The organism is Maribacter sp. Hel_I_7 (assembly GCF_000688315.1).
Lineage (GTDB): Bacteria > Bacteroidota > Bacteroidia > Flavobacteriales > Flavobacteriaceae > Maribacter > Maribacter stanieri.
The window spans coordinates 85,871-101,194 of sequence record NZ_JHZW01000001.1; the positions used below are offsets into that span (position 1 = coordinate 85,871).

General features: G+C 36.5%; 3 protein-coding genes. 1 reads left to right on the forward strand and 2 read right to left on the reverse strand.

What is annotated here, in order from left to right:
* Positions 1–65: 65 nt before the first annotated feature.
* On the reverse strand, positions 66–12,899 hold the full coding sequence (locus P178_RS0100475) for a T9SS type B sorting domain-containing protein (protein WP_036145409.1): 12,834 nt from the start codon (positions 12,897–12,899) through the stop codon (positions 66–68).
* 163 nt (positions 12,900–13,062) lie between these two features.
* On the opposite strand from P178_RS0100475, the gene P178_RS0100480 reads away from it, so the two are divergent.
* Positions 13,063–14,151 carry a hypothetical protein gene (locus P178_RS0100480; RefSeq protein ID WP_027064389.1) on the forward strand — a complete coding sequence of 363 codons (1,089 nt, stop codon included), beginning with the start codon at positions 13,063–13,065 and terminating at the stop codon, positions 14,149–14,151.
* Positions 14,152–14,237: 86 nt separating this feature from the next.
* On the opposite strand, the gene P178_RS0100485 is transcribed toward P178_RS0100480, so the two are convergent.
* Positions 14,238–15,296, reverse strand: a complete 1,059-nt coding sequence (locus P178_RS0100485; RefSeq protein ID WP_027064390.1) for a nucleoid-associated protein — start codon at positions 15,294–15,296, stop codon at positions 14,238–14,240.
* Positions 15,297–15,324 lie beyond the last annotated feature (28 nt).

Sequence of the window (15,324 nt, forward strand, 5' to 3'; positions counted from 1 at the left end):
GATTGGTTACAAGATTTTATCTAAAAAGAAAAGAGTGGTAGTTTAAACTACCACTCTTTAAAGTTTTATCTGTAGAGTGTAAAATTCCCTACAAACTCTCTTGTGTCTGCTTCACCATTTAGTTTGATTATATACCAGTAGTCTCCTGTTGGTAATTCTGCATTTTGATAGAAACCATTCCAGCCATCTTCATTGTCCTTAAATGTGTAAACTGTTCTACCATATCTATCATAAATGGATATGAATATTTCAGGATATATCTCAATGTTCAATGGCATCCACATATCATTTTCTCCATCACCATTAGGCGTAAAGAAATTTGGTATTTCAATATCAATGAACTCTATAAATATACTTGCAGTAGATTCACAACCATTTTCATCTACTACGGTTACATCGTATGTATTGGTTTCGGTAATGTAATATACATTTTCAGAGCCCATATCCCTATCACCTAAGTAGAATGTATAATTTTCTCTGCCGCCAGTAACCGTTGCAGTTATTTGATTTATGTTACTTTCAACCACAGTTATTTCAAGTGGTTCAAATGCTAATATTTCAACATCATATGTAGCAATACATCCATTTGCATGAGAAATACTTATAAAATGTGTACCCGGTGTCAATTCTCTGAAAATAGGTGTTAATTGCATTTCCATAGGATCAACAGTATCTAATCCAAAAAGAACATCATCTTCTATGCTTGGGTCATTTAATACAATGTTTACATAGTTGCTTGGGAAGTTACCATTACACCCATAAATAGGTTCAACGATAGCTCCAAGGTCAACACCGGTATCAATAGTTACAATAATTGTCTCTTCGCAACCTTGTGCATCTTCGATATAGATGATGTAATCACCTGCAGCCAAGTTTGTAAAGCTTGTTCTATCTTGAACAAAATCTGCTTCATCTGCTAAACGTGTGCTATATGGTGCGGTACCTCCAATTATGGTTAAATCAATAGTTCCGTCTTCTTCGCCTACACAAATTTCAGGAGTACTTGCCGTAGTTATTTCTAAAACTTCTGGTTCTACAATAGTAGCTTCAACAAGTTCAAAACAACCGTTGGAATCTTGTGCTATAATGATATAATCACCAGGAGCCAATTCATCAAATGTATTGTCATCACTAAAGCGATCCAAATTCGGTGAAATTGCATATTGATAAATACCAGATCCACCAATCATGTTTACTGTAATACTACCATCTTCTTGACCATTACATGTTACATCAGTAATTGATGTGTTAGCGGTATCAATTAGAAGTGGGTCAGGCTCCGTAATAGTTATTAAGGCTGATGTTACTTCACAGTCATCACTCTGTACTCTTAAATAATATGAACCTGCCAATAAATCTGTGAAAAGACCTGTTGGTTGATTTGGACTTACTTCATTGGTTAAACCTGCATCAGAGAATAAGGCATATTGATAATTACCTAATCCGCCTTGAGCCTCAGCATTTATAACTCCCGTGTTATCGCCGTTACAGTTAATTGTCGGATTATCATTATCCAATGTTACTGTTAATGGAATAATTGGGTTAATGGTAATGCTGTTCGTTAAAACAGAAATACAACCTTCGCTATCTTGTACATAGTATTGATATGTATTTGGTAGAACTCCCGTAAACAAATGGGTGTTTGGACCATTTATTTCATTCATTGCATTGAATGTTGATGTACCATCAATATTCCACATGTAAGGACCGGTACCACCTGATGCTGTTAACAATAGCTCTGCATCGGATAAACAAGTTGCTCTTTGCGCTGTTACCAATTGACCTTTAACTTCAATAGGCTCAATAATTTCTATAATTGCTGTTTCGTCTGAACAGTTTAAATCATCTAATACAGTAATGCTGTAATATCCTGATCTTAAATTACTGAAAGTCGGAGATGTTTGTGCACTTGTTGTTTGTATTAGATTGGCTCCAGGAGCGTCGCTGTCGTAAGTTTTAAGAATATATCTATAATTGGTCGTAACCGTTCTAGGTGTAAATCCACCCATTATTTCGGCAATGGTATCGCCTTCACAAACCAAGCCTTGAGTAGTTTGAATATTCGCCACTATCGGTTCTGGAGGAGATAATGTAAATGCATTGGTAATGGTTTCTGTACAACCTAAGTTATCTGTTACCTGTACTGTATATTGACCATCGCTTAAACCTCTAAATAAATTGCTATTTACTTGATTAGCTGTGTATGCTGTGCTAGTACTAATATGTGTAAGTACAATATTAAAAGGTGCTTCACCACCATTAGGAATAATATTTGCACTTCCCATATCATTGCTGCAACCAACATCATTGGTATCTATTGTTGCCAAAGTAATAGGAGCACTAGGCGAAGTAATGGTAAACGACCTTTCTTGAATACACTGTGGTGTACCAACTTGTGAAGCCCTTAAAATGTAACTACCTGCAGCAACCGGAATAGATGCCGTTGTTCCTGTACCTGTAAAAGTACCAGCGTCATCTGTACGAGTGGTAGCCGTACCATCAGCATTGAAAACTTCCCAGTTAAAGTCACCTGTATATGATGCATCGGTAAATGTTACTTCAATTCCTCCATCGGTACCATAACATATTACGTCTGCAAGTTTATTAACTTCTATATTAAACGTGTTTGGGTCTTCTACTGTGTGGGTTCTTGTAATTTCACAACCTGTAGTAATATTCCTAATACCAATAGTATATGTTCCAATAGCTAGTGTTAAAAATGTATTATCTCCTGTTTGATAAGTGGTAGAAGGCAATATTCTAAATTCATAGTTGGCTAGATTGCTAATAGAGTTCGTAATTGTACTTGATACATTTACTGTGATATTTTCCCCACTATTTACACAATCCAATTCTCTGTCAACTGTAATTGAGGCAGTATCAAATGTATCATAAGGATTTATAGTAACAATATGTTCTGCAGAACAACCTTCGTCATCGTATACACGAACAATAATATCACCACCAGCCGCATCTGTGTGCGTGTAGGTTAAACTACTGCTGTTTTGAAGTACATTGGTTGTTACATCATCTATAAATTCAAAACGATTGTATGTTCCACTACCACCATTAATTGAACTTGCGTCTATTGTTATTGTGGCATTGTCACCATCATTACCTGTAGCACAACCAAATTGGTCAGGAACGGGAGCAGTAAATGTTACAGCTGCATTTTCATCTATAACCACTGTTTTTACTGTGGTACAGTTATTAGGACCTCTTGCGGTTACATCATATGAGCCACCAGGTAAACCTGTGAAAGATTGGGTGGTTGCATCCCAAATAGCCGTTGCAGGCATAGGGTTTATCGTATATGCTAACGGATTATTTCCATTATTTACTTGAACTAGTTCTATACTTCCGTCTTCCGCACCTGAACAACTAACTTCAATAGGAGTTGCCGTGAAATCTGGACGAATAACCGCAGGTATGGTTACTGTAAAAGTTCTAAAACAATTTGGAGAGGCGGTACCAATATCATAAACATTGACCGTATAATCTGTGTCTATAGTATTATCCGGAACACCTACTGGTACATTCATGGCTCCACCTGTAAGAGTTTGCCTTGTTTCAACATCTGCTGAAGAGCTGTCAAGAATTTCGAACTCATAATTACCTGAACCTGAAATACCTTCAATAGCTATTTCTGCTTCAAAACCAGTGTCGCAACCCAATTGTTTATCTAAACTTGCAGAAGCTTGTAAGCTTGGGTGTACATCTATATTTAAGGTATCTGTACATCCGCTAGCATCTTTTATAAATACATCATAATTGCCGGCAGGGACAGTGTTGTATGTACCTCCGTTATTTTGATATGTACTTCCTCCATCTAAAGAATATAATATAGTACCCGTGCCTGTTGCCGTAATGGTAACAGATGCATTAGTATCACAATTAGCAATTGCCACATCAGTAATACTTGGTGCTGCCGTAAAGCTCATGGTAACATCGTTAAGAGGGTATGAGCAACCATATTGATCCTCTACCGTTACGGTGTATGTACCTGCAGGTGAGTTTGCCGCAATTTCTATTGGGTTATCATCTGTTGTAGTAATTGTAGTAAACGGACTAGGACCTGAAATAGTGTAGAAATAAGTACCTCCTCCACCTTGAACGTTGTCTATTTTTATTAAACCAGGATTCTCACATGAAATATCTTGGATCGATTGTGGATTTCCGGTAATAATTTCTAACTCATCTAAAATAGCATTTTCACTGGCGCTGATACATTGTTGATTATCAGCGTCGTCTATTTGTGTTACCTGAATATAGTATTCATTAGCAGAAAGGCCACTTACGGTAATAGTATTACTATAGGTCACAAAACCTGCACTTTGATCGATAATGTTATTATCGGTGTCAAATAAGGTCCATTCCATTCTATTTTCAGTCAATCCATCTTCATCAACTATCGTATATGTAATTTCACCATTGTTTGCCGTATTACAAGAAGGATTAATTTCTGGCGTAATGGTCATAGGTAAACCACCAGCAATTTCATTTACATTAACAGTACTTTGTCTTATACAAGTGCTTGGGGTGTTATTATCCCTAACATAGAATACATAGGTTCTACCTGGTATTAAGTTCGTGAATTGATAGCTACCGTGACCTGGAGTTACTGCGCTGCCATCTAAATGAAGACTACCACCTGGAAACCATGTAGCCATGCTTTCATCAAAGTTTGATGGGTCGTTAGAGAAAGCATACTCGTAGCCAGGTACACCTTCGCCACCTTGTACCGTTACTTTTAATTCATCACAGTTTTCAACTACCGAAGTTGTTGTAATATCTAAATCATCTAATGGATATGGTATTATTTCTCTTGGTAAATCTGTTTGACAAATTATATTGCCACTACCGTCTATTGTTCTAAGCGATGGGAAAACTTCATCACCAGATGTAAGTCCGGTTCTGAAACTAGTCCCTGTCTGCCAAGTACTTCCGCCATCTTCACTATATTCAATTGTTCCTGGTAGACCACTGGTAATGTTTGTAAAATCGAATCCAAAATCGGTATCGGTACCACTACAGTCACTGGCATAGGCTAAAACAATGTCAGCTGTAAGTTCTGCTGGTGCTGTAATAGTAACAGTTTCTGTTTCTGAACATCCTGCTTCGTCTGTAATAACTACGTCATATTCACCTGGTGCCAGGTTATAGTATGTTTTAGTAGTTCCTACTACATCAGTTTGCACTTGGTCAGGTGTACCATTAGTAACATCTACCAATCTGTAATCGAAAGGAGATTGTCCGTCATTAATGGTCACGGCAATATTACCGGTGCCATCATGACAATCTGGGTCTGTAGCTACTGCTGATATGTCCAATACCGGATTTGCAGCAACGGTCTCTGTAACCATTGTTTGGCAAGCATCTGTAGCATTTGCCTTATCTCTTACATATATGTCATAATTCCCAATATTTGCCAGCGCAATTGTTGTTGAATTACTTGCTGAGAAATCAGCATCAGTAACTGTATTTCCAGAAGGGATAAAAGCATACATGAAATTGTTGTCGCCGCCAGAGGCAGTTGCCGTTAAGCTACCATCCGCACATAAACTTGCATTTACAGGCACAACGCTAAGTGTAATTGTAGGTGCAATCGTTATTGATTCTATTGTAGAGACACAACCATAAATATCGGTTACTTCTACATTATAGGTTCCTTCAGATAAATTATTGAAGGTATATGCTAAATTGGTTGCAGGAGTAGGGGTTTGCCAAGCACCGTTATTAATCCTGAACGAGTAATTACCATTACCATCCGTAACTGTTGCGGTCACAGTACCGTTACTTTGACCATCATAACATTGTGTTGCGGTTAAACCGAAAGCAATGGTTTCTGGTTGAACTACACTTACAGTTGCCGTTGATACTACTTCACAATTGTTTTGATCTTTAACTCTAACATGGTAATCACCAGCTGGCACGTTTAAGAATTGTGATGATGTATCAAAAATTCTAACAATAGTATTATCAGTTCTTTCTAATTGGTATTCATAACTTGGTGTACCTTCAGTAGCAGTTGCCTGTAAAGTTGCACCTGTATTAAAACAAGTAAATTCTGCAGTTTGTTGTAAACTTGCCGTTAACGCATTAGGTGAAGTTAAAGTAACAGATGTTGCTGAAGTTGCAGTACATGAATTGTCATCTATCTTTTCTACCATTAAGTTGTACGTGCCATCTGCCAGGGTAGATGGGGTGGTTATTGGAGAAGTTGTTTCGGTTACCCAATTTGTACCTCCATCCAAAGAATACTGATATCCGAAAGTAGGATCAAAGTTAGAAACCTCAAAACGAATACTACCGTTATCGCTACCGTTACAATTAGGGTTTGTGCTACCTAAAATGGCTACCTCAAAAGTTTTTCCAGTTTCTACTATAACTGATATATCTTGTGTTTGTTCACATATCTCAGGAGTTTGTGAAGCCTGAATGTCATCTAGTACTAAGAAGTTACCATTATCACTGTCTAAATTGGTACGTAAAATAACACCAACAGCAGTATTGGCTCCTGGATTAAATGTTACTGTTCTTAAATGCCAATCGTTTGCGTTGTTGTTTTGAGGAATAGCCGCTGTTGCCTGACTGCTGATTACAGCACCAGAACCATCAACCAATTCTACTAATACCTCTGGGTCGTTACCAGATGCATTGTCTACTAATATATTATATGCATAAAATGATATGGTGATGTCTTGGTTGGCAAGTGCTTCCAAGCCTGTTCTTGACCATAGAATATTATTATTGCCTGCTGAGGTACTTACCCCAATTGCCATAAATCTACCATCGGTCAATCCTGTATGGTCATTAGGGCTTCTCCAAGATGTATTAGGATTGGTTATTCTGTTTGTTACCGCATATTCAGCATTTACAAGAATACCGGCAGGACCTAAATTACAGTCTGTATCCGTACCATCTTGTGGTTCGTAGCAATATCCTGTACCTATTTCTGCAATCTGTGTAGTAACACCAGATCCAAAATTTTCAAGGAATAAAGTACTTTGGTCGGCAGCTATTGAGCTTGTATAGCCAACAGTAATTGTTTGTGTGCCTGGAGCAACATTATTGAAAACATTGCTATCTAATGGTGTGTTATCTGTACCGTTTAATTTATAAGTATAGGTAAAGTCTGTTGTGTTAGAAGGGGTAATTGCAACTACTCCGTTTCCATCACACTCATACGTTATGTCATTAGTGAATGTAGGGTCAATAGCAGCACTCGGTACTGTAATTTCTAAATCTGTAGAACATTCTAAAGCATCTTTTATGGCTAATTGATAAGTTCCTGGTGTTAAACGTTGCTCGTCAACTGCGGTAAACGTACTTCCTCCGTCAAAACTATATTGATACGGAGCTTGACCGCCACTTGCATTTAAAATCTTTACTAAAGCAGTAGGTGTTGCAGCACCAGAAGTATCGCAAGATGCATCTTCTATAATGGAAGGTGATGCAGTTAGCGTAAATGGTTGGGTAACTTCATATTCATAAGTCTCTATACAACCATTACCGGCAGTACCACTAGAATCCATAACTGTAATAGTATAATTACCTGCTGAAATATTGTTGAAGTAATTTTCTGTTTGATAAGTAGTACCACCATCTAGACTGTATTGATATGGAGCATTACCACCAGATGCAGTTATTGTTAAAACAGATGTTGAAGAATCTGCACATGTGATTTCCGTGTTGGTAGCTGATATGGAAATAGTTCCCAAATCTTCCATGGTTACTATATTAGAGAATCCATAACATCCGTTATCATCTCTAATTACAAACACATATTCTCCGTCTTCATTAGGTACATATGTTGAAGGAGTACCTTCATATCCGAATAAAAATGATGGATTAGATGTGAAATCTGAATCGGGAATAGTAGTTTCGTCAGCGTATGGAGCATTACCATCTTTACTATAGATAGCATATTCGTACCCTGTTGTACCACCAGTGCCTATTAAATTTATTACACCGGAAGTACACGTAATGTTTTCTTGATTTGTTGCTGTTAACCTAAGTTCAGGAATTTCGTCTACAGTAATAGTTTGCTCATCTAAACAGCCATCTGTTGTTGAGGTAACAATTACATAGTCACCTGCCGCTAGCCCAGTAAATGTATGAGTATTATCTGATGAAACTAAGTTGTTAGCAACCAATGATCCTTTACCACCACTGCCATTGTCTAAATAAAGTTCGTAACTGTATTCTGGGGATACATTTAAAGCTTGTATTGCGATAGTACCAGCATCAGTACAATCAAATGGAGTAGTGCTAGGGTTTACTTCAAAAATTCTTTCTGAAATTCCTATTTCTTCCGTTTCAAAAATACAGCTATTTACTATCGGTGCTCCAGTGGAAGGATTAAGTTGTGTAATCTGAACTTTGTACGTACCAGGACTAGTGATATTAAAGTTAGGACCTTGACCAGCACTAAATGGTACTGCGATTGAATTATTCTCAACATCATATAACTGATAACCGTAACCGCTACCTAAATCGATTACTCTAATAGAACCATCTGTATCACAAATAATATCAGAAGAATCTGGTTCAGGAATATCTAATGTGTTTTGGTACGAATTGAAATAGAATCTACTAAAACATCCACCTTCATAACCAATAACAACTCTATATTTTCCACTTTCGGTAACAGTAAAGTTATCTGAATCGGTTTGTTCATTCCAAATCCAATTTCCATTGGTATTTGCGCAATTGTCACTAGCATCGCCACAAGTTGCAACATCACAACTTGTTTCATCTAGTTTTTCCCACTTTATGCTTAGTGCATCGGTAATACCTAATTGTATAAAAGCACTATCGGTATCTCCACAAAGGAAGATATGTGGCATTGAGCTGTTGTCATTTGAACATGTAACAGTTTCCCCTTGAATATCATTATCAGGATTACTATCTGAATTTACTTGGTTCAAATAACTAATAATTGGGTTCGTTTGGGTTTCTCCATAACGCTCAACAGAAATTAATTCTGTATGGTTAGCACAACCAGATGTTGCCGTCTTTTCAACAATGTAATTACCTATTGTGGTTACTACTAAAGTATTAGATGTTCCATCATTTAATATTGTATCTCCAGAATCTATTGATCCATTGTTGTTGTTGTCTATTGCCCAAGTATATGTGTCAAAGCCCAAACCAGCTGAAAGGGTACCACTGGCACCACAAAGTTGAACCGTACGTGCTACATTACAATTTGCCAATGCATCGGATACATTGTTTGCAGCAACTTCTAGAGTTGTAGTACAAGCACCTGCCGGGTTACTACCATCTTCATCAGAAAAGATATTGGTATTTAGAGTACCCGAGTAATTAGCATAGGCATTGTTTTCTAGTTGAGAGGCACAAGCCGCTACGAACTCAGAACAGTCGCCCGCAACAGATACCGTTATCTTTATTTTATATTCCGGATCATCAATTTGAACCAAAGCATCAGGTATAGTAAAAGTTATAGTTCTAGTACTTTCGTCATAACTGCTGGTTACTCCTGGTGCATCGTCAATGTTTATATCATCTAAGCTTACGTTATTTGGTAGAACATTTTTTATCGTAAAGCTAGTTGCATGATCATCACCAGTATTCTGAAATCTTAATACGTAATTGTAAGTATCTCCTAAATCAACATCTTCACCGTTAATGTCAGTACCACCTAATAATTCTGAGGTATTGCCTAAAACAATTACCGGAGCAAATACCTGAGTATAAGATGCTGCATTTACGGTACCATCTGTTGGGTCAACCGCAGGAACTCCTGTTCCAAATTCACCACCATCGCCACCGTCAGTAGCATCATCTTTGTAAAATTCGTTGGCATCACTACAACCATCATCATCGCTATCTAAGTCTAAATGATCAGGATAGCCATCCATATCAGTATCTAGATTAGCACAGAATCCAGAAAAAGACGCTGTATTGTAAGATAAAAAGGCAACATCGGCATTTGAACTAAGTTGTAATCGTAGATAAGAAACGTCAGCTAAACTAGCGGCTGGGATACCAAATTCTGACAATTCTACTGTAGCCAAACGATAATCTCTTGTAGTATTGTTATAGAAAATGCTTCCGTTTGCGTGGTAAATATCTAATCTATACGAGCCAACAACATCGGCAAGTGCTCCACCACTATAAGCCTGTACACGTACAGCATTTCCAAGAGGAGCACCTGTAGCATCATAAAGACTTACAACATGACCAACACCACTTGGGTCTGCAACTTGGGTTAATAATATATCTGGTATACCATCGCCAACGTTTGTTGCTACGATAGGATCTATTTCATAAGTCCATGTATCGCCGATGTTAACAATACCGGTACCAAGATCCAATCCATTTTGCCCGTGGGTCAACAAAGGATTTAATGGGTCTGTGGTAGGATCATTTATAACGGTTAATCCTAAAGCATTATCATTATTCCCATCATTTAAGTTAGCTTCAAAGGTAGCCTCGCTATAAATATTATTTGAAGGGGTCAATGCCATCCAGCTAGATTCTGTAGCTGAAATATCTGAAATTCCATCATTATTGGAGTCTATGCGGTCTGATAAACCATTTCCGTTGGAGTCATAAAGATTATCGTCTGCAACCCCAGTGGTAAAAGTGGTTCCTCCGGATGTAAATGCTAGTAATTCGTGTGATAAGTTTGGTAATACTGGATTTCTAGAAGTCGTAGAACTTCTCCAAAAACCAGAGAAATTGGAGAAAATTTCTGTTACGGCAGTACCACCTTGTGCAGTGCTTGATGGTGAAGTGAAATTTACATCACTAGAAATGATACACATTTGTTCAACGGAATCATAAATACCATCATTATCATCATCTAAATCAACGCTATCCACAACGCCGTCATTATCAAAATCGTTATGTACTATAATTCTGGCGGAAGGCTCATCTCTTGTAATGTTTGCGTCCGTTTGGTCTTGAGTATTGGTAGCTATATTTACGAGGTTGAGTAAAGGCAAGATGTCTATTTCGTCTGCAGTTACTTCTAATGTTAAGAATGCAACTTCGCCTGGTGCCAATGTGCCTATATTCCAAACATTTCCATTCCAAGATCCTGTTATGGTAGAAGCCCCTTTCAAGGTTAACCCTGCAGGAATATTATCTGTTACCTGAAGATTAGTGATTGGCAAATACCATAAGTTCTCTGCTCTGATAGTAAATGTGGCAGTTTCCCCCTCTGTAATCTCAGGTTTGTCAACGGTTTTTATAATTTGAACATCTGGCTCACAATAGAAAATTTTAATGGTTTGTGAATCGTAAGTACATGGTCCTTTTGTTCCTCTTACATAGTAATCACCAGCAATAGTTGCGGCATAATCATAGGCATTCGCTCCAGGGATGGCAACACCATCAAAAAACCACTGGTAAGCATCGAAATTATCATCAGAAGCTTCAAAAATACTTGAACCAGAAAAACAATCACCTTCAACACCTCCGTTAATTTGTAAAACAACTTCTGGTACGGTGTCAAACCCTGAAAAATAACCAGCAACACCTTGAGCACCATTATATCCAAAGAATCCAATAGCCATTGGTCCAGTTGAAGTCACACTAATATCTCCGTCTAAGTTTGGTATATAGAAAGTTTTCCAATCACTTGATCCAGCTACTGGTGTAGAGGCGGGTTTTGAAATTTCAACTCCGTCTTCAAATACTTTTACATTAGAGTCAATAGTATTTACGGAAGCTATAATGGTTAATCCCCCGGTTACTGTTGTTCCGGCAATGTTTCTAATATCTGGTATATTATCCATGACATCAGGTAACAGACAGTTAACAGGAGCCACAAAATTTAACCCTTGAGTATATAAATTACTTGATCCCGCCATTGACTGGTATGCATAGACATCTTTTGATGTTTGTACCAACATGTTGGCACCTACCGTATTAGAAGAGTAATTATTGCTTGGAATTTTAAAGTATTCACCATTATTAATTGTAGCAATGGCAGTAGTACTTCCATTCACATATATTTGAGTATTATCTGCTGTTGCAATAACTAACGGAAATTCGGTAAGTCCATTAGTGTTACCATTTCCTCTTATAAATACATATTCTTTACCTAGTTTATTAATAGGTACTGGTTGATCAATACCCGCATCTCTATGGCTCTGACCATCTTCACTACCAAAGTTTATAGAACCATTACTAATTACAATATCTTTTGTAGAAACTATTGATGCCCCGATCCAACCATCTTCGTGTGCTTGGGTAGGTGATGTGCCTATATAGGTTTCATAAACAAAAGATTCGTTTGCGTTTAGTGTTATTGTATGTGAGTTTGCAGTTATACCAGCTCTGTTTCCGCCTACTCTAAATTCGCAACCAGGATCATAACCAGATAATACCACTGTGGTATTATCCTCGGTTGCCATAATACCTAAGGTGTTAGATTTTGAGGAGTGACTTCCTTTATTTGGAACACCGCCCCATTTAAAATTAGTACCCATAGCTTGTCGACCCTTAGCGGTTAACGATGCAGCTTGCGAGCCAGATTTACCTCTATAATTAACATAAAATTTTTGTCCCCCAGCAGAAATAAACCGTAATCCGCTATTGGTAAGTACTTTACCGGTGTTGTTGTTATCTACTAGCGTAATGTTGTTATCACCGTTACCTAAGGTCCAAACACCAGGATTTAAATTATCTATGGTGATTGTTCTTTCGATTGTATTTGAAGTTCCACGATAAACGAAAACGTCGAAAGGTGTCGTTTCTGGTGTAGATAAATAAATAGCTTGGTTCTGAATACCTGCGTTGTTTTGACCTTGCTTCATTGGTGGTAAAAAATGAAGGTCGCTTAATTGTGCAAACCCTAAAAATGAGTTGAATGCAATTAGTAAAAACAGGAGTAATTTGATGTTGGATTTGATATGCGTAATCATTGGTTTGGTTTCATATGGTATGAATAGCAAATAAAACGAGGTTTTAGTTCTTAAATAAAAAAATGTTGTATACACGCGGTATTATGTTGTTGTAGGTGTTAATTCTATATACTAGCTTTCAATTATTAGTTTGAATTGATTATTTTGTAAGTAAATTTGAAGCATGTCAGAAGAAAGATTAATGTCAAAAAAAAAACCAGCTTATCCTGTAAGCGAGGCTTTAGATGGCTATTTGGATCATTATAGTCGTAAGATTGAAATTCCTATATTTTACGACGATTTGCTTCGATTTTCAGGGTCGGTGGTTGTATATGATAAAAATGATGAAGACACCCTTTGGATTCGAGCCTATTATTCTGAATTCGATAGAAAAGAAATTGATGATAGTTTAAAGAAAGTGTATTCTATTTTACTTTCAGATGGTAGTGATAATATTCACCAATATCTTAATGTAGATGCAGTAGATTTTTGCACGTTTGGAAACTCTAAACCTTTTCGTATTAAAATACGTAATATTTTAAACGATAACTTCACATATTTTTATATCAAAAAAACGGATGCATCTCGTATCTACGGACTAGAATTAGAGCATATGCTGTCTCCTTATAACCTAAACTTTTTGGTGTATAAAGACACGTTAATTGAAGAGCATATTGCAGGTATACCAGGCGATGAATTTATAAAAAACAATTTGCCAAAATGTACACCACGAGAAAAAGCTCAATTGGCAAAGGAATTTGTAAAATTCAACGAGCGTTGCATGATTCGATTATTGGGCGATATGCGCTCTTATAATTATGTTATTGTACCTACGCATGATTTTGACCATGTAGTGTATAAAATACGAGCCATTGACTTTGATCAACAATGTTTTGAAGGTAAATTGAAGGTATACAGACCGCAATTTTTTAAAGAAAACTTTCAAATGGTTGAGTTGGTACGGAACAAATTAACGCATGATTCTGTGGATCAATACAAGTTAGAAGAGCGTTCTATGGTAGCTAAACGTATTTTAAGTTCTGGAAATAGAATTAAAAAGTTACGGGCTATCTGTAAAACCGATGAAATTTCTACGCCAGAGAACATAGCTATGCTAAGAGAACAAATCGAAGTTCTTACTATGGATATGGATTTTAAGAACTGTAAGACAATGGGAGAAGTGTTAGATCTTGCCCTTAATTTTGTGCGAAGAAATTATGAAGATGTTAGTGTAAAACAGATTATTGAGCATAATATTAAAATTAATAATTAAAACATTTTCTACTATTTGAAAAGCCCCTTATTTCTTTAAAATAAGGGGCTTTTTATATGATGTATTGATTTTTTAAGTCAATGATATTAGCTCTTTTGCTCTTTGTTAAAGTAAACTAAGTAGTAATACATTTGTTTTTCTTCATCCCATCCTTTTTCTACATATTTCTCTGCAGATTCTGGATTAATGAAGTCCATTTTAATTTGAATATTGGTATCCAAATTAATAACGTTTTTTATCTTTTTACGAGCATCTGAAACTGCTTTATTTGCAATATCAAAATTAGATACATCCTCAATGCTATACTTAGGACCTTTCTCGGTTTTGTAATGCTTAAACTCCGGTATCAATTCTGGGTTTTCCATTACTTCGTTCAAAAAAGTCGATTCTTCAAATGAATCATTTTTTGCAAAATGGTTCACCGCACGGTTCATGAATAACACTTCTTGTTGTTTGTCTTCTGCTGGTAAAACAACATCTTTTGCAAAATTCTGGCAGAACTTTAAATAGTTTTTAGTCTTAAAGTTATCATCTGAAAGTGGATTAACACCCAAAAAGTTCTCTAACCAATACTTAGTATCATATTTATTACTATCTACCGAAAGTACCTTATAACCCTCTTCTTTATCTACATTGAAGATTAAACAACCTTTATCAAGCTTGTTAATATTTATACCTTGCTGAATAACAATATCTAGGTTGCTATCTTTTTCTTCGAACTGAATAAAATCATGTTTTAACTCACTTTTGAAAATACCGATGGCATCTACCTTTTTGTTATCTAAAAGCAACCCAGAAAGAAGAGCTACGTAGACCTCTCCACTTTTAATATGTGGGTGGTTAGATTGTTCAAATAATAAAGAGGCTATTTTTTTAGAATTTATATGAGCCGTAGACGTATCTTCAAATATTTGACTAACAATTTTATGCAGTTCGTTAAATTCTACATCAACTTCATTATCTAGTTTATAGTAGTTTTCTTCTTTTTCTCTAAAAGGTTTAAAAAAATATTCCTTTAATAAACCCGTAGTTTCATCGTTAAGTCTAAAAGGCTCTTCTGATAGAAAAACACCTTCGTTCTTATTTTTGTTACCAACTCTATGTATAGAAATACTTTCAATTTGGGTAGCATATAAGTTGATCATAAAAAGCTTTTATTTTTAATGGTTAGCA

Bases quoted from the DNA above. Each gene is read 5' to 3' on its own strand.
- P178_RS0100480 (WP_027064389.1), top strand. From the start codon at position 13,063: ATGTCAGAAGAAAGATTAATGTCAAAAAAAAAACCAGCTTATCCTGTA.
- P178_RS0100475 (WP_036145409.1), bottom strand. From the start codon at position 12,899: ATGATTACGCATATCAAATCCAACATCAAATTACTCCTGTTTTTACTA.
- P178_RS0100485 (WP_027064390.1), bottom strand. From the start codon at position 15,296: ATGATCAACTTATATGCTACCCAAATTGAAAGTATTTCTATACATAGA.